At 63.8% G+C, this 17,163-nt stretch carries 16 protein-coding genes; 5 read left to right on the top strand and 11 right to left on the bottom strand.

What is annotated here, in order from left to right:
- The first annotated feature begins 20 nt into the window (after window positions 1-20).
- Window positions 21-638: a hypothetical protein gene (locus JGU71_RS17635; protein ID WP_199705582.1), complete on the top strand. Its 618-nt coding sequence runs from the start codon at window positions 21-23 to the stop codon at window positions 636-638.
- Between the two features lie 9 nt (window positions 639-647).
- On the top strand, window positions 648-980 hold the full coding sequence (locus tag JGU71_RS17630; protein ID WP_199705581.1) for a YidH family protein: 333 nt from the start codon (window positions 648-650) through the stop codon (window positions 978-980).
- Here the strand turns inward: JGU71_RS17630 and JGU71_RS17625 are convergent.
- From JGU71_RS17625 to JGU71_RS17595, 7 genes are all read right to left on the bottom strand, one after another.
- A complete protein-coding gene (locus tag JGU71_RS17625) occupies window positions 961-1,455 on the bottom strand; it encodes a DUF2231 domain-containing protein (RefSeq protein ID WP_199705580.1) in 495 nt (164 codons plus the stop codon). The genes JGU71_RS17630 and JGU71_RS17625 overlap by 20 nt on opposite strands.
- 81 nt (window positions 1,456-1,536) lie before the next feature.
- Complete coding sequence (locus JGU71_RS17620; protein WP_199705579.1) at window positions 1,537-2,004, bottom strand: DUF6069 family protein; 468 nt, start codon at window positions 2,002-2,004, stop codon at window positions 1,537-1,539.
- Between the two features lie 222 nt (window positions 2,005-2,226).
- Window positions 2,227-2,667, bottom strand: a complete 441-nt coding sequence (locus JGU71_RS17615; RefSeq protein WP_199705578.1) for a DUF6069 family protein — start codon at window positions 2,665-2,667, stop codon at window positions 2,227-2,229.
- Between the two features lie 25 nt (window positions 2,668-2,692).
- Window positions 2,693-3,403: an SRPBCC family protein gene (locus JGU71_RS17610; RefSeq protein WP_199705577.1), complete on the bottom strand. Its 711-nt coding sequence runs from the start codon at window positions 3,401-3,403 to the stop codon at window positions 2,693-2,695.
- Between the two features lie 2 nt (window positions 3,404-3,405).
- Entirely contained in the window at window positions 3,406-4,053 is a 648-nt protein-coding gene (locus tag JGU71_RS17605) for an ArsR/SmtB family transcription factor (RefSeq protein ID WP_199705576.1), read from the bottom strand.
- A 126-nt stretch (window positions 4,054-4,179) separates the two neighbouring features.
- On the bottom strand, window positions 4,180-5,670 hold the full coding sequence (locus tag JGU71_RS17600) for an aldehyde dehydrogenase family protein (protein WP_199705575.1): 1,491 nt from the start codon (window positions 5,668-5,670) through the stop codon (window positions 4,180-4,182).
- A 28-nt stretch (window positions 5,671-5,698) separates the two neighbouring features.
- The gene (locus JGU71_RS17595) at window positions 5,699-7,300 is read right to left on the bottom strand and encodes a GMC family oxidoreductase (protein ID WP_199705574.1); all 1,602 of its coding nucleotides are present in this window, start codon (window positions 7,298-7,300) and stop codon (window positions 5,699-5,701) included.
- A 158-nt stretch (window positions 7,301-7,458) separates the two neighbouring features.
- Between JGU71_RS17595 and JGU71_RS17590 the strand changes: the two genes are divergently transcribed.
- Complete coding sequence (locus tag JGU71_RS17590; protein ID WP_199705573.1) at window positions 7,459-8,511, top strand: AraC family transcriptional regulator; 1,053 nt, start codon at window positions 7,459-7,461, stop codon at window positions 8,509-8,511.
- Here the strand turns inward: JGU71_RS17590 and JGU71_RS17585 are convergent.
- Genes JGU71_RS17585 through JGU71_RS17575 form a run of 3 tightly spaced genes read right to left on the bottom strand, consistent with a single transcriptional unit; the run spans window position 8,423 to window position 13,098 of the window.
- Window positions 8,423-9,298 (bottom strand): pseudouridine synthase, encoded by an 876-nt coding sequence (locus JGU71_RS17585; RefSeq protein ID WP_199705745.1) that lies wholly within the window; start codon window positions 9,296-9,298, stop codon window positions 8,423-8,425. The genes JGU71_RS17590 and JGU71_RS17585 overlap by 89 nt on opposite strands.
- 45 nt (window positions 9,299-9,343) lie before the next feature.
- Window positions 9,344-10,774, bottom strand: a complete 1,431-nt coding sequence (locus tag JGU71_RS17580) for an HAD-IB family hydrolase (RefSeq protein WP_199705572.1) — start codon at window positions 10,772-10,774, stop codon at window positions 9,344-9,346.
- Complete coding sequence (locus JGU71_RS17575) at window positions 10,774-13,098, bottom strand: glycerol-3-phosphate 1-O-acyltransferase (protein ID WP_199705571.1); 2,325 nt, start codon at window positions 13,096-13,098, stop codon at window positions 10,774-10,776. Before JGU71_RS17575 ends, JGU71_RS17580 begins: the two co-directional genes overlap by 1 nt.
- Window positions 13,099-13,255: 157 nt before the next feature.
- Between JGU71_RS17575 and JGU71_RS17570 the strand changes: the two genes are divergently transcribed.
- Both JGU71_RS17570 and JGU71_RS17565 read left to right on the top strand, forming a co-directional pair.
- Window positions 13,256-14,020: a DUF2127 domain-containing protein gene (locus JGU71_RS17570; RefSeq protein ID WP_199705570.1), complete on the top strand. Its 765-nt coding sequence runs from the start codon at window positions 13,256-13,258 to the stop codon at window positions 14,018-14,020.
- A 107-nt stretch (window positions 14,021-14,127) separates the two neighbouring features.
- Window positions 14,128-15,447 carry a salicylate synthase gene (locus tag JGU71_RS17565; RefSeq protein WP_199705569.1) on the top strand — a complete coding sequence of 440 codons (1,320 nt, stop codon included), beginning with the start codon at window positions 14,128-14,130 and terminating at the stop codon, window positions 15,445-15,447.
- 14 nt (window positions 15,448-15,461) lie between these two features.
- Here JGU71_RS17565 and JGU71_RS17560 read toward each other — a convergent pair whose 3' ends face one another.
- Window positions 15,462-17,063 (bottom strand): (2,3-dihydroxybenzoyl)adenylate synthase, encoded by a 1,602-nt coding sequence (locus JGU71_RS17560; RefSeq protein WP_199705568.1) that lies wholly within the window; start codon window positions 17,061-17,063, stop codon window positions 15,462-15,464.
- Window positions 17,064-17,163: the final 100 nt, after the last annotated feature.

The following is a 17,163-nucleotide window of genomic DNA, read 5'->3' as shown; positions in this document are numbered from 1 at the left end:
ATCAGACTAGCACTGACCGAATGAGAGTATGGACCCATGACGGGGCGGTGGGGACGGTGCGCGCGGCATGGAGTCGGTTCTGGTCGACGCCGCCGGGGTGGGTGCTGTTTGCCGTGGGTGTGTGCGCTTGTGCTGCGTTGATGTGGCTGGACACCTTCCCCGTCGGCGTCGACCTCGACCTGTGGCTCGCAGTGATGTGCACGCTGGCGGTCGTCGGACTGGCTTGGATCATCAGACTCGCAGGCTATTCGGGTAGCTACGGAGACACGGCCGGAAGGCAGTGGGCCAAAACTGCCGCAGTTCCAATTCTGTTCGGGATTGTCGCGTCGGTGGTCGTCAGCGTCGACATGTTCGAGGTGCGCTGGCACTTCGTCGAGGGGTCGTTCGAACAAGCTGCGCTGGAAATGCTCGGTGACGAGACGAAGGTGCAGTGTCCCGGCGTTGTCGGCGGATTTCGTTGCAGTCAGCAGTGGGAGCGCAACGGCAGCGTCTATTTCGATCTGGACGACGGGATTCGCGCTACCGGATTTGTGTTCCGCCCGAATCTGGAGGCTGATCGAACTATCTACACGCATATCGAAGGCGACTGGTACCGATTTCGAATCCCCAACTACGGGGACGAGCCCAGGAAGCCTTAATCTGAAATCGTGACCGACAACGAGCCGGACTACCGGTTCACGCTGGCGAACGAGCGCACGTTTTTGGCGTGGATCCGGACGTCCCTGGCACTGTTGGCGTGCGGCGTCGGTGTGGTGCAGTTCGTTCCGGATTTCGGGCCGAAGCCGCTACGTCTGGCCGCGGGCCTCGCGTTGGCCGCGCTTGCGCTTTATCTTGCGTCGACCAGTTATCAGCGGTGGCAGCGAGTCGACGAGGCGATCAGGAGTGGCCGTCCCCTACCCCGATCGATGATGCCTGCGGTGATTGCTGTCGGCATCACCGTGATTGTCGTGCTCGCGTTGGTCATGATCGTGCTGGGCTAGCGGGCAGTTCGAGGGCCATGGCGGTTCCTCCCCAGACGGCGCGCGAACCGGAATCGCCGATGCGGTAGGTCTGCACGCAGACAGCGACGCCGACGGCAATGGTCAAGGCTGCGATACTCCACACGACAGCGGGTTTGAGTGCCTTCGATCGGTGTTCCGCGACGTGAATGGCTGTGACGGACGCGGCGGCGACGGCGAGCGCGATCGAAAACCAGATCATCGTCTCGCCGAGGTTCATGTGTGTGCGGAGTACCTCGGAGTTGCCGAACTTCTCGGCGAGTGACCTGCCCGCTCTGACGGTCAGCGGTGTCAGGACGAGAACCACAAGTGCGGTCGGGAGCAGCAACCAGACGAAACGGCGTCGAGCGGCGGGCCAGATCGCACACACGACTGCGAGGACAGCGGTCGCCGGGGTGAGGACGACGACGAAATGGACCAGCAGGGGATGAGCCGGGAGACCGTTGATCGTCGACATCGCCACTCCTTCGGCCGAACCGCCGGACTTTGTGAAATCCTACCGACGGTTTGGCCAGGGTGCGAGTTCCGGTTGGCGAGCTCAGTTGCGGCGCTTGGCTGCCCAGCCGCGTTGCATTGCATCGAGTCCGACGTAGATCGCGATGGCGATCACAACGTGCATGGCCGAGAGCGAGACGGTGCTCGGACCATCGAAGGGTGCGTTGATCGTCAGTCCGATGGTCAGTATCGACAGTGTCGGTCCGATGATCTGCGCTACTCGGACGACCCCAGCCCAGTAGGGGAGAAGCAGGGCCGCTGCGGTCATGCCGATCAACGTGGGGACGACGGTGAAGATGATCACTCCGCCGGGTGCGGCGTCGGAGGTTTTTCCGTCCGCGACGATCGTGAAGTCGCCGCCGAAAGCCCAACCTACAAGCCAGACAACGAGATTGACGACGAGTGCCGCGACGACGGCGAACGCGACAGCTTGCGGGCGGTTGAGTGCTCGACGGTTGTGAGGTGTGGTGGCTGGTGTGGCGGTGCTGGTTTCTGCATTTGCGGCAGTCATTCGGAGTTCCTTCGTCAGGCGATGGTCGGGGTACCTGACCCATCGTTCAACCTGAACAATGGTTTAGGTCAAGTCGAATCCCGAAATCGAACTTTCAGATGCCTATCTCACCGACTGGCTCAACTGGACCGGCGTCGACGTTCTGACGGGTCGCCGTGTACGAATTCGGGTCGGTGTGCACCCCGAAAAGCGCACACCGACCCGAATCGATACAGCCTGAGGCTACTTCGCCAGATTCCGGCGCATACCTTCCAGCCCGACGTAGAGCACTGCCGCGAGCGCGACGTGCATCAGTGACAGAAAGACCTGGGAGGTCGTGGAGTCGAATTCGGTTGTGGCCGTTGTCGCGATCGTCGCGATGGCAAGCACCGGACCCACTACCTGAGCGACCCGCAGAATCACGGTCCATTTCAGCGACAGCAATGCGGCGGCGGTCATTCCGACGATCGTCGGCAGCGTCGAGAGAAAGATGACACCCCCTGGGGCAACTCTCATGACCTCGTCGCCGTCTTGCGCGTCGTAGGAAGCACCTGCAGCGAGGCCGATCAGCCAGATCACCAGGTTGATCACAAGCGCGACGAGCACGGTGCCGACGACGCCTTCGACTCGGCTGAGCCGCAACGCTTTCAACGAGGACAGGCGGTCGGGAGCGGTGTTGGTCATAGCTTCTCCTTGTATGGGTAATTGGTCACGCGTAGATGTTGTCGAGCCAGTTCTGCCAAGCCAGTTGCGTTGCGACGTGGTCGATCTCGTCGGTGAAGAAGTGGTGTGCAGCGTCGACCGTTCCACCGAAGTTGTTGCGGCCGTAGAAGCGGTACAGGGTTTCGGCGCTGCGCAATCCGAGGAAGTATTCGTTCGTATAGTCGACCTCGGCATCGACCGGCGTCGACCCGGGTACGTCGATGGTGATGCGATCACCCACGCGCGCTGCGGAATCGACGCCGAGTGCGCGTCGAAGTGTAGTCAAGGCGTCGGGTGTGCCCGATGCCGGCGGACCGTCGGCGGAGACGTAGGTGACGGGTCTGCCCGCGAAGTGCCGCAGGTATTCCCCGAGGCTGTGCAGGTAGAAGTCGGTGTGCTTGCTCGCGCCGTCGTACTGGTTGTCCCAGTCGTCGACGAAGATGCCGCTGTGCACGTAGCGCAGCGAAGCCGTACCGCCGTCGCGTGCCTCGATCAGGTACTCGAGCGCGTTGAACCAGCCGTCGGCTTCCTGGCGGATCGCGAGTCGGTTGGGTGGCTCCCATGCCTTGACGGGATTGTTCGTGGAATCGTTCGCGTCGATATCCGGGTCGCCGCCGGTCGGAAACATCCAACCGGCAGTTCCGGTGGTGATCGCTGCGAATACCTGCTCCGGGTCGACCGGGAGGATCACTTCGCGTTCGATGGAAAATTCGTGCACGGCTATGCCCTCCGGGCTCGTGAGTCTTTTTGGTGGTCGGGCGCTCCGGAAGGACTCACGAGCGGCGAAGCCGCCTTGGGTTTCGGATGGAGTCCTACGACGAAGCGATGGTCGCGTCCAGCTGGCGCGGTTTCGCTGTGGTACTTGGCAACAAGGGTCTTGACGGAGTCGCCGAGTTCTCGCGCAAATGCCGCACGGTCGGCTGCGGTGGCGAACCGGATCTCGCTGTCGACCGCGAACGTCGCCAGAGGTTTTTTGGCCGCCGCCGCGCCGGTGATCAGGTCGCCGACCTCACGAACAAGTCGGGCGGCGAGTGCGAGCAGCCAGCGTGCCGACAACTGGTCGGGTGCGCGGCCCGGGTCGGGTGCGACAGCGGAGAGTGCGGTCGGGGAGATGACGTACGACGCGGCAGTCGCCTGCAGCACCCGCTCGACGACGTTGCCCTTTTTGCGTTCCTCGACAAGCTCGACGAGGCCGTGCGTTTCGAGGGCGCGCAGGTGGTAGTTGACCTTCTGGCGCGTGAGGCCGATCTGGGCGGCAAGTGTTGTTGCAGAGCCCGGTTCGGCGAGCGCGGCAAGGAGTTCGGCGCGGATCGGATCGAGCGTGACCTCGGCGGCAGCCGGGTCGTTGATCACTTCGATGTCGTGCATGCGAATACGATCGCACCGAAAGTATTAGTTGTCAAGAAAAGAAAAGTTGTCGGTAGGTGGCCTCCGGCCTCGTGAGTCTTTTCGGAGGGTGGGCCCTCCGAAAAGACTCACGAGCGGCGAAGCCGCCTAGCCTTTTCCGTGCAGCAGCGATGCGAGGGTGACCACTGCCTTGTCGTTCTTCGCCGTCCTCGAGAAGCTCATCAGATTCATCAGGCCCGGCATCCTGCGGCTCGCAACCGCTTTCGCGTAGGTGAACTCACGCAGGCCGTCGGCGCCATGGATGCGGCCGAAGCCCGAATCACCGATGCCACCGAACGGCAGCGTCGGGATCGCGGCGAACGAGATGACCGAGTTGACGGCCGTCATGCCCGACCTGATGCGATGCGCGATTGCCTTGCCGTTCTTCTTCGCGAACACCGTCGAACCCAGTCCGTACTTGGACGCATTTGTCAGCGCGACCGCCTCGTCCATATCGCGAACCTTCGCGACCGTCATGGTGGGACCGAAGGTTTCCTCCGTGTTGGCAAGCGAATCCTCTGGCACGTCGACGAGGATCGTCGGCTGCACGAACCGCTCGCCGACCGCTCCGAGCCCACCGACGACCGCACGGCCACCACGGGCAAGCGCATCGGCGATGTGACTGCGGACCACACCGGGCTGCGACGGCATCGTCATCGGTCCGAGCTTGGCCTCGGAATCCGCGCCCGACCGCAGTCCGCTCGCGAGTTCGGTTACAGCACTGACAAATTCGTCGTAGACCTGCTCGTGCACGTAGACCCGCTCGACCCCGACACACGTCTGACCGGCGTTTGCCAGACCGCCCCAGATCGCGGCGTCCGCAGCCTTCGCGACGTCGGCATCGGCATCGACGATCAACGCGTCCTTGCCGCCACCTTCGATGACGACGGGGGTCAGGGTGTCGGCGCAGGCATGCATGACGCGGCGGCCGGTGCCAGGCGAACCCGTGAACGCGATCTTGTCCACACCGGACCGGCAGAGCGCTTCACCGGTCGCTCCGAGCCCGGTGACCAGTTGCAGCACAGGCGCTTCGGGAACGACCTGAGCGAACGCGTCGACGAGCCACGCGCCGACTCCGGGGGTGTACTCACTGGGCTTGAAGACGACGGTGTTGCCTGCGGCAAGTGCGTAGGTGATCGAGCCGAGCGGGGTGAACACCGGGTAGTTCCACGGCCCGATCACGCCGACCACACCCATCGGCAAGTACTCGAGGGTGGCCGAATGGTCGGACATGACGAGACCGGTCGAAACGCCCTTGCGACCGAGGACCTTCTTGGCATTCTTTGCGGCCCAGGCGATGTGGTCGAGAACGAGGGCGACCTCCAGTGTCGCGTCCGAGGTCGGCTTGCCGGTCTCGGCGTGCACGACCTCGGCGAGCTGAGCGATGCGGCGAGTGAGGACCCCACCCCACGCCTTCAGTCGGTCGCCGCGCTCGTTGAACGTCAGGCCCGACCACCATTCGGCCGCGACCTTGGCTTTCGCCACGGCCTCGTTGACCTGCTCGGCCGTGTGGATGGGGTAGGTGCCGATCACGTCGCCGGTGGCGGGATCGAGCGAATCGAACGTCTCGGTGGTCGTGACGTCGCTTGTTGTGGTCATGTCGTACTCCTGAATCGGGTGTCGAGGTCTAGGCGGTCGGTGCGGTGCGAGCGAGGATCAGATCGGCAGCCTTCTCCGCGACCATGACGGTCGGAGCGTTGGTGTTGCCGCGTGGAACTTCGGGCATGACGGACGCGTCGACGACGCGAAGCGAGTCGACACCGCGGACCCGCAGTTGCGGATCGACTACGGAGTCTTCGCTATCGCCCATCGCGCAGGTCCCGACGGGGTGGTACAGCGTCTGAGACCAGGTGCGGACGTGCTCGGCGAGTTCTGTGTCGGTGACGCCGTCGACCTTCGCGGGAATGAACGGCTTGTCGAGAAAGCGGCCGATCGCAGATTCTTTCGCGATGTCGAACGTCCTGCGAATGCCTGCCACGGCCGCGTCCATGTCGATCGGGTCGGCGAAGTAGGCGGGATCCATGTCCGGCTTCCATGCCGGATTCGCCGACCGCAGGCGCAGGCGACCGCGGCTGGCCACGTTGACCAAAGTGACTCCGGCGGTGAACATCTGACCGATCGGCTCGCGGAAACCGTTGTCGTAGAAGCCGGTCGGCGCGACGTGGATCTGGATGTCGGGTGCGTCGAGACCCTCCTTCGACGCGAAGAAGGCGCCGCCCTCGCCGACGTTGCTCGCGAGTGGCCCACGGCCGGTGACCTGCCACTGGATCAATCGTTTCGGATTGACGAAGTCGCTGAGGTCGCTTGTGCCTTTCGTGTACGTCAGGACGGGAACCACCGGGTGGTCGTGCAGGTTTTCACCGACACCGGCCGAGTCGACGACGACGTCGATGCCGTGCTCGCGCAGATGGGCTGCCGGACCGATGCCGGAGAGCATAAGCAGCTGGGGCGAGTTGATGGCGCCACCGGAGAGGATGACCTCCTTGCCTGCATGTGCGACGAGATCGTTGCCGCCGCGCGAATATGCGACGCCGGTGGCTCGGGTGCCGTCGAGGACGATCTTCGTGACGAACGCGTTCGTGCGCACGGTCAGGTTCGGCCGATCCAGCGCAGAGCGCAGGTAGCCGTCCGCCGTCGACCAGCGATGGCCTTTCTTGCAGGTGACCTGATAGAGCCCAGCGCCTCCTTGGCTCTCGCCGTTGAAGTCGTCGTTTCGCTTCAGCCCGTTGGCCACAGCCGCGTCGACCCAGGCGTTGGTGAGCTCGTGGGTGTAGCGCCTGTCCTCGACGTGGAGCGGGCCCGAGGATCCGTGGTACTTGTCGTGCACGCCGGTATTCGTCTCTGCGCGGGCGAAGTACGGCAGGACGTCGGAGTAGCCCCACCCGGTGGCGCCGTGATGATCGCGCCAGTCGTCGTAGTCGAGGGCGTTGCCGCGGATGTAGATCATCGCGTTCATCGACGAGCAGCCGCCGAGCCCCTTCATACGCGGCCAGTAGGCCTTGCGTCCGCCCATGTGCTTCTGTTCGGACGTCTCGTAGTTCCAGTCCCACTTGGTCTTGAACAGCGACGAGAACGCGGCCGGAATGTGGATTTCGTCGGCGTCGTCCTCTCCGCCTGCCTCGAGTAGGAGCACCGACGTACTCGCATCTTCGGTCAAACGATTCGCCAGCACGCAACCCGCGCTGCCTGCACCGACAATCACGTAGTCGAATGAATCCTGCTCGGTCAACTGCACTCCTCGTCGAATGGTTCACCCGTGACCTGCATCACGTGCCTACTACCAACCTACGAGCTTCCGACGCGAAACCACAGGCGGTTGGCGGACAAAAAATTGATAGATTTGGCCAAACCCGACAGTTTGCGCCCCGGCCTGCGGAGAGGAGCCTCGTGACATCTGCGACAGCCGCTGTGACGGGCACCCGTCGGGCGCCGAGTGTGCGCCTGATCGTCGAGTTCGCGGCCATCCGCGGCATCGCGGTCGACGTCTGTCTTCGCGGATCGGGGATCGACACCGAAGAGCTGGCCACGCCCGACCTTCACGTCACCCCAGACCAAGAGCTTGTCGTCGTTGCCAACGTCGTGTCGGCGATCGGTGACGAACCCGGCCTCGGCATCGCCGCCGGCATTCGCTACCACGTCACGACCCACGGCATCTGGGGCTATGCGCTGATGAGCAGCCCGACACTGCGCCACGCGATCGACCTCGGTCTGCGCTATCTGGAACTGACATTCTCCTACTGCGACATCGTCGCGCACGAGGAAGACGGCCTGCTCACCCTGGTCGTCGACCCGATGCCCGCACCGCAGGCACTGCGGCGGTTCATCGCCGAGCGCGACATCGGCATCATCGATGCACTCCAACGCGAGTTGGTGGGAACGCCGCGCCCCCTTCGTGCGGTGCAGTTGCCCTACGCCGAGCCCTCGCCACAGATACGGACCGAGCTGCGACGCCTACTCGGGGTGGCACCGGAATTCGACGCGGATCGCTACGCGGTCTGCTTCGACCTGTCCAGGGTCAACGATCCATTGCCGCTCGCCGAGCCTCTCACTGCTGCCATGGCCGAGGAGCAGTGTCGCGAGCTGCTCGAACGTAGCGTCCCAACGGGGTTGTCCGGGCAAGTGCGAAGCCTGCTGCTCGGCAACCCGGCCAGACCGCTGACATCGGAGCAGGTTTCCGCTGCGCTGTTCATGACGCCACGGACGCTGCGTCGCCGCTTGTTGGAGGAAGGTGCGACGTACCGGAGTCTGCTGGAGAACGTGCGTAGGCAGGTCGCCGAAGAACTGCTCGGTGAGACCGCGCTGTCGGTTGCCGAGATCGCGCAGCGCCTCGGCTATTCCGAAACGGCGAGCTTCACCCACGCCTTTCGGCGGTGGACGGGATCGTCACCACGCTCGCATCGAGTTCGCGGCGGCTCTCGAAACGGCGGCGCACACCGCTGATCGGATCGTCGAACTCGATCGATTTGGCAAGGAGGCGAAGAGGATTCGAGTAATCGTCGGACGCGACCTCGTACAGGTCGGGGTAGAAGTTGTCACCGACGATCGGGATGCCGAGTGCGCTCAGGTGCACACGAAGCTGATGCATCTTTCCGGTGCTGGGGAGAAGACGGTAACGGGCTTGGTCGCCGAGTGTTTCGAGCAGTTCGATCCGAGTCTCCGCGTTAGGTTCGCCGGGGATCTCCTGAGCTTGTAATACATTGCGGTCCTTGTGTATTCGGCTGCTCCGAACGTGGGGCAGCGGCAGCGCGGGATCGAACCCGGCAATCGCCTCGTAGGTCTTGGTCACCGTACGATCGGCGAACATCGTCTGGTACGCGCGCCGCAATTCGGGTCGAATCGTGAAAACGAGGACCCCTGCGGTGCCGCGGTCGAGACGGTGCGCGGGACTCAGTTCCGGCAGGTCGAACTGCCGTCGCAGCCGAACGAGTGCCGACTCGACGATGTAGGCACCGCGTGGTGTGGTTGCCAGGAAATGTGGTTTGTCGACGACAAGCAGATCGTCGTCGTGATGAATGATCTCGATCTCGAATGGCACCCGCGTCTCGACGGGTGGGTCGCGGTAGAGAAACACGAAACGGTGCGGCGCATAGGCGGTTTTCGGGGTGATAGGTTCGCCGCGGTCGTCGACGACCTCTCCCGCTGTGACCTTCTCCTCCAGTCGGACGGCGTCGTGGGGAAACCTGGCAAGCAGGTAGGACAGCACCGTCGGCCAGTCGCCGACCGGCATACGTAACCGCGTGGGGTTGAGCCCGTTTCGTACTGGAAGCACGCGTCAGGCCCGCGGCCAGTCGAGAAGTGTGTCGAGGAACAACTGCCTGACGGCGGCGACGCGATCGTTCAAATCGTCTGCGGACCAGTCGCTTACATCGATCGGATCGAGCACGGCGACCTCGACGGTCCCTGACCGAATTGCGGTGCCGTTGCGCCACCTGAGTTCGCCCGCGTTGCGGATCACGACGGGGATGATCGGTACGCCCGCTTGCATCGCGATATGGAACGCGCCCTTCTTGAACTCGCCGAGCGACGGTGTGATCGAACGTGTGCCCTCGGGAGCGATGACTATCGAGAGGCCGCCGCGTAGCGTATCGACCACAGGGCGGAGGGCCTCCTTCGCGGCGGCCGTATTGCTGCGATCGACGAATGTCGCTCCCATATAACGCAATACAGGTCCGAGGAGCGGATTGCTCGCCAACTCCTTCTTCGTGATTCCGGTGAATCCGTCGCGCAACACTTTCGCAAGGACGAACATGTCGAGTTCGCTTTGATGATTGAACGCGAACACCGCTGGACGCGGTTCGCGGGCGTTGTGTTCGCCTACGACCCGGACGTCGATACCCGCCATGGCTAGGGTGTAGTCCCCGGTATGGGCGATGACGCGGTCACGGCCACGGCTGGAATCCCGACTGACGACGCCGGTACCGGCCCCGACGACGACTGCTCCGGCGAACCCGCCGATGGCGGCTATGGTTCGTGCTGCTGTCACAGGTCCGGGGGACCGGCGGGGTTTGAACCTTAGGGTCGGCCAGCCGCGAGTCTTCGCTTCGGTTGCCAGGTGCGAATCCGGGTTGACTGCGACGGGACGCTCGACGAGCGAGAGGAATTCGACGTCTTCGCCGCCGTTGGAGTAGGTGTGGCTCCGGGGTAGGTCGATACCGTGAGCCTCGGCGAATTCCTTTGTCGCTACTGCTTTCCCATGGCGCCACAGTGCGCTGCCCGCTACCTTGCCGGTTAGGACGCCGTCGACGACCTCCAGCGGGGTGCACAGGATGTTGTCGATGCCGAGCGCACGGGCCGCCGGTTCGATCTGGAATCGTGTGGCCGACGATGCGATGACGAGGGTGTGACCTGCAGCCTCGTGCGCACGGATCAGTCGCCATGCTTCCGGGTAGAGGTGACCGGCGATCCGCTTCTGGAACAGCTGATTACCGATGGTCTCCAACTCGGCTTCGGTGTGGCCTGCCCAGCCCGAGAGCGCGAGATCGATGAAGCGGGCGAAATCCTGCTCGGACTTGCCGCCGCGGATGCCCGAGAGCATCGTGCCGGCGATCTCGCGAGGCGTCAGCCTGCCCGCGCGCACGAAATGTCGGAAGAAGGGTACGCCGGAAAAGCCGTGGACGAGAGTGCCGTCGAAGTCGAAAAAGGCACCGATGTTCGGTCCGCGTGGTCCTGTGCGGATCGTGTCGACGACTTCGTCGAGATCCATCAGGGCAGCAACTTCCTGTTGGATGCGTCGAGTTGTTCGGCGCGGTCGATCCGGCCGCCGAGCGCTCGCAGCTCGGCGGCGAAATCCTCTCGCTCCTTGCGTAATTCGGGTCCTCCCGGACCGATCAGGTTGCGGTTGTCGGCCAGCTTGTACGCCGAGGCGAACAGTTCCGACGACACCGATTCCGGGCTGTGCAAACGGGTTTGCAGCAGCATCTGCTGGCCGACGCGGACGCACTCGCTCAGCAGTTGCTCGCGGTCGACCTTCGATTCGGGATCGCGTAGAGCCAGCCGTTCGGCGACGACGAGCTGTGCGCCGAGGAACGACCGTAAGGTGCGGTGTGCCATCATGAATCCGCTACCTGCGAGCTTGTCGAGAAGTTCGGTCGGGGTCGGTTTGCGCGTGCGCCATTCCGGATCGACAAGCAGTACTTCGGCTTCCATCTCGGTCTCGAATCCGCGCCGATCGGGGAAGAAGAATTCGAACTTGAGCAGATCTCGCAACCGCATCGCTTCGGCCCACCCCGCTTCGAGGGGGTTCGCGGAGTGACTGTCGAATGCGGTGAGTGCCGCGAGCTCGAGCAGTGATCGATTGACGAACCAGTGAATTGCGCTGTTGCGGTAGAACGCTGCGACCAGGTGCTGGCCGGGTTCGATCGAGTAGACGGGCTCCTCACCTGCCGTGTAGCCGGTGACCACCTTGGCGTCGGACAACCGATCGAGGACGCCCGCAAGGCCCATTCGTTCGCGAAGCACCTGCAGTTCGCCCTGCGGAATCTTGCGTTCGTCGATGTAGGCGAGGACAGGATCGAGGATCGACTGGATCTCCGGAATCGTCAGCGCGCGTCCGCGAACACCGAGCAGCGCAAGTGTGACGAGGGCGTTGGTTGCGATCGGCGTGATCCGATTGATTCCGACCGCAACCTCGAACGCGAGCTTCTGTACTGCGAGGCGGGCTCTGGCCTCGTCCGGCGGTGCGTCGGCGCCCATGACATCGCCGTGTGCGGTGAGTCGATCGCGAGCCGAGAGTGGATCGCCGAACCGAATGTAGACGTGACCGGCCGAATTCTGCTGACTACGAATGTAGTTGGCCATCCAGGCGAGGCCTTCGGCCTTCTTCTTGCCACCGAGTTGTTCGTCGGAGATAGCGCCGAGTTCGTTGAGTCGCTCGTAGGTGATGGACACGGGTATCAGCAGGGCGTCCTCCGCCCTGCCGGTGCGCACCGCCATGGCGAGATAGTTGAGCAGGCCGTAGCGCGGCGGGCGAAGCTTGCCGGTCCGAGTGCGACCGCCCTCGAAGTACCACTCCATGTTGAAGCGTTTGGCGAGCAGGTAGCCGAAGTACTCCTCGACGACGGCCTTGTAGATTTCGTCTTCGCCGAAGCTGCGACGGATGAAGACGGTTCCGGTGCGTCGAGCGATCGGTCCGATCGGCCAGAAGTTCAAGTTGGCTCCGCCGATCAGATGATTCGGCGGAAAGTCGTTCTGCGCGAGTACATCTCCGAGAACGAAGGCGTCGGCGTAGGAACGATGCGACGGCAGGAAGACGAGCGGATAGCGACGGTTGTACTTTCGTAGTTCCGCCATACCCGTCTCGTCGGCGTGAACGGTCCACGCGCGCTTGTGAATCGGTGCCATCGCCTGGCTGAAGAGGTCGGAGACCAAGCGACTCTGCGCTGCCACGAGCTCACGGAGCGCGGCGTCTGCACGTTCGAACGCTTCCTCGCGAGGTATGCCGGTTCGCGCGGCGATATCGTCGAGTTGCCTGCGAAAGCGGGGGTCGTCGAGGATCTCCTCGGCGACGAGCCGGGGCACCTTGTAGCGGTCGCCGATCACGGTTCGCTCGGCGCGAGCCAACGTGACGACTGCGCTGCGCACGATGTATCTGGCGAGCGAACGAGGGGTGTCGTTGCCCGTGGATTCCGTGTGGCGGGTGCGCAACTCGCTCAACAATGCCGGTTCACCCGTGAGGACGCGATGGCGATCCGGTGCGTTGCGCACGATCCACTTCTGCGCGAGGCGGTGCGGATTGCGTGGGTTGGAGAAGGTGGCGATGTCGGAGACATGTGCGCGCCGTGACCCGTCACGCTCCTTCGGCAGCCACAGCACCCGAACCGGGACGACCATCGGGTCGTCACCGCGCGCGAGCAGTTTGTTCACGATCTGTTCGGTGTCGAGGGCGATCTGAATCGGCGACGGTGCGCCCGATCCGCGCTCGAGTCCGTCTGCCGCCACCCATCGCGATATGACGTCGCGTTCGACAGCCGTTGCGGCCTCGACGAGGACTACAGCTGCTGTGGCTGCTGTCGGCTTGCTGTCGCTCATGGCGTCCCTTCACATGCGGTGCTCGACCGTCGATCCCGGTGGGGACCTGTTCGAACTGTGTCGACGACAGTGTCGACGAAGATTCCTGCGGAGTGCTCATTCTCCCGTCGCGTCGCCGTTCGTGCCGAGGGTTTGTCATATCCGACGTTAGGCTTCGATGATGGATTGGGCACTGCGCTCGTGTGCGTGGCGGAGCCACGAAACCTACTCGCCCGACGAGGAGTCGTTGCGGGCACGGTTGACCGTCGACACCGCGGTGGGGCAGGCGTGGCGTTGCCTGCGGTGTGGCAATTTCGTACCGGGCGAGCCGCGTCGTAGCGGGCCTGCCGACCAAGCCCCCGAAGTGCCCCACGGCAGACTGTTGCGCGACCGCATGCTGATGCGGCTGCTCGCTGCCGAACGGGTTGTTCGGGCACTTGTGCTGTTGATCGTTGCCGTCGCCATCTTCAAGTTCCGCGGTGCCAAAGGCACGGTAAGGGAGGCGTTCGACGCGGAGCTGCCGCTGCTGAGACCGTTGGCCGATCAGATCGGCTGGAACATCGACGATTCGAAGATCGTGCACGGGATCGATCGTGCGTTCTCGTTGTCGGACACGACGCTGTTCTGGTTAGGCGTCGGAGTCTGCGTCTACGCCGGGTTGCAGATCGCGGAGGCCGTCGGATTGTGGCTGGTGAAACGCTGGGGCGAATACCTCGCGGTAATCGCGACGAGCATTTTCCTGCCCGTCGAGATCTACGAATTGCTCGAGCGCGTCACGGTCCTTCGCCTCGGTGCGCTGCTGATCAACATCGCAGCGATCGTCTGGTTGGTCTGGAGCAAGCGGCTCTTCGGTCTTCGTGGCGGTGGCGCGGCTTATCACGCGGAGCACAGTGCGGAAAGTCTGCTCACCGTGGAACGGGCTGCAGCGGCGAAGGCTGCCTGAGGGGTCGGCTGGTTCACATTGGGTGACGAGAGCCATACCGCGGTATGTAAAGGCAATGCTAACCTTCCTTCAGTTAATTAGGTGAGCCTTTCCAAACTGGAGGAACGTTGTCGACCACCGATGAGTTCGTGCGCATCGACGCCGCAGTCGACCCCCTCGCCGCAGTCACGCGCTTGGCCGCGTCCGGCCGTTTCGAAGAGTACGTGGTCTACGAGCGCCCAGGTGAATGGATTTTCGCAGGCGAAAGCCTCGGCAAAGTCGAGCTCGATACCCACGAACTCCGCGTCACCTGGGACGGCGAGACCCGGACCGGTGAGTGGAGCGGTCGGCCGATGACCGTGCTGGAGCACGCTCTGCATTCCCTGCCGCTCGGACCGCGACGAGCGTTCGGGTGGGTCGGATTCGAATGCTGCGCCTACACATTCGGTGCGGAGGCACACCTGCAGGGTGGGATCGAACTCGCGCATCTGATGATCCCGCGCGTCGAGGTCACGGTGTCGGAGTCCGGTGCGACGATCGTCGGCGGCGACAGTTCCGATCACGACGCGATCCGTGACCTGCTGACCGCTCCGGACGCTGCGGTGCGTACCGCAGCCCCGACCGAGATCGGCACCGACGTGACGGGTTATCGCGATCGTGTCGCTGCGGCTGTCGACGAAATCAAGCAGGGTCGGTATCAGAAGGTCATCCTGTCGCGGAAGGTCGAGCTGGGATTCGAGGTGGACGTTCCCGAGTCGTATCGGCTCGGTCGCGAAAACAACACTCCAGCAAGGTCTTTCCTGCTACGGCTCGGCGGCCTCGAGGCGGCTGGGTTCAGCCCGGAGTTGGTCGCGTCCGTCGACGAGTTCGGTGTCGTCACCACGGAACCATTGGCAGGCACGCGAGCGTTCGGCCGCGGTGACGCCGAAGATCTCGCAGCGCGGATGGACCTGGAGTCCGATCCCAAAGAGATTGTCGAACATGCAGTTTCGGTTCGAACCTCGATGGCCGAGATCGAATCGGTTGCCGAGGCGGGCACCTCGCACGTCTCGGACTTCATGTCGGTTCGTGAGCGCGGCAGCGTTCAGCATCTGGCATCCACGGTCCGTGGTCAGCTCGCAGCGAACCACTCGCACTGGGATGCTCTCGAAGCTCTGTTCCCATCTGTGACCGCGTCGGGAATCCCGAAGGACGCGAGTATCGACACGATCTTCCGGCTCGACGGTGCGCCCCGCGGGCTGTATTCGGGAGCAGTGCTTGTGGTTTCGCCCGGTGGGAATCTCGAAGCGACGCTCGTACTTCGCGCGGTCTACCAGGCGGGCGGCCAGGCTTGGCTGCGCGCGGGCGCCGGGGTGATCGGGCAGTCCCAGCCCGACCGGGAATTCGAAGAGACGTGTGAAAAGCTCGGCAGCGTCGCTCCTTACGTGGTTGCGGCTGCCACGAGCTGAGTCGCGACGCGCGCTCAGCCGGCAATCTGTGCGGCGAGCGCGCGTTTGTCGATTTTGCCGACTGCGGTGATCGGTAGGGATTCCAGCCGGTACAGGCTGTCGGGAAGTTTGTACGGCGCAAGTCCGCGATCGGTCAGGAAGGACTTGAACTCGGCGAGTGACGGCATGGCATCCACGACAACCAATGCGGCACAGATTTTTTCGCCGAGCGAGTCGTCCGGAATGCCGACCGCCGCGGCGTGCCGGACCGCCGGATGCGCGAGCAGGTGCTCTTCGAGTTCGTCGCACGACACGTTCTCGCCGCCGCGATTGATGACGTCCTTGATCCGGCCGGTCACCATCAGGTGCCCGCTCGGCAGCTGAGTTACAAGGTCGCCACTGCGGTAGAAGCCGTCGGAGGTGATCGCTCTGACGTTGTGTTCTTCGGCGCGGTAGTAGCCGCGGATCGTGTACGGGCCACGTGTCGTCAACTCACCCTCGGTGCCTGTCGGAACGGGGCTTCCGTCCGCATCGACGACCCGTACCTCGTCGGCCGGGGAGAGTGGACGCCCCTGCGTGGTCGCAACGATGTCGTCGGAGTCGTCGAGTCGGGTGTAATTGAGCAGCCCCTCGGCCATGCCGAAAACCTGCTGCAACGTCGCGCCCAACTGTGGCCGGACTTCCCGCGCGTTCGACTCGGCCAACTTCGCGCCACCCACCTGCAGCAGGCGAAGTGTCTCCAGGTTCGCATCCTCCCAATCCGTTGCCACACACCACAGTTGCGCCAGCGGAGGGACGACAGCGGTCACAGTGACACCGTGCCTCTCGATGGTCGCAAAGGCATTTTCCGGGCTCGGATCGGCAACGAACGTAACGGCACCGCCGACGCTCAGGGTGCCGAGGATGCCGGGGCAGGCGAGTGGGAAGTTGTGTGCCGCAGGCAGAGTGACGAGGTAGACGTCGTCGTTGGTCAGCTCGCATACTCGCGCGCTTGCCGTTGCGTTGTAGACGTAGTCGTCGTGGGTGCGGGGGATCAGCTTGGGCACACCGGTCGTCCCACCCGAAACCAGCAGCAGCGCAATGTCGGACGGGTCCAGGTCCGGCAGCGTGGTCGGTTCGCGGGGGACCGTGTCGAGTGCGGTGAACGGTCCGGGCTCGCCGAGGACGAGGACGTGCGCTAGCGAGGGCACTCGCGCGCGAACGGTCTCGGCCAGTTCTCGGTAGTCGAATCCTGCTGCTGAGTCTGGAATTACGTAGCCGACCGCACCCGAAAGCTCGGCGAGGTGGCCGATTTCGAGCGCTCTGTGCGCAGGTAGGCACAGGACGGGTATGGCACCGGCGCGCAACAGTCCGAAGAGTGTCGGAACGAACTCCGTGGTGTTCGGTAGCTGAACGACGACGCGGTCGCCGGGTTCGATGCCGAGTGCGATCAGACCCGATGCCATCCGGTCGGCGGCCTCGTCGACCTCGCGGTAGGTGAGGTCGCCGTCGTCGGACTTGATCGCGGTGCTCGTCGGCCACTGTGCGGCGGCATCGCGCAGGACGGCACCGAGGGTCCGGCCCTGCCAGAAGCCGGCTTTTCGGTAGGTCGCCGCCAGGTCGTCACGGAAACCGACGAAGCCGTCTTTGTGGTTCATGTCATCCTTCGATCTGAAACCAAGGTAAGGCAACCCTACGACATTCGGCTAGGATTGCCGCTGGTGCCCTGTGGTCGTGGTGCCGGACCGGTCCGCGACG

The organism is Antrihabitans stalagmiti (assembly GCF_016482825.1).
Classification (GTDB): domain Bacteria; phylum Actinomycetota; class Actinomycetes; order Mycobacteriales; family Mycobacteriaceae; genus Antrihabitans; species Antrihabitans stalagmiti.
This window is presented reverse-complemented; position numbering and strand designations above follow the sequence as displayed.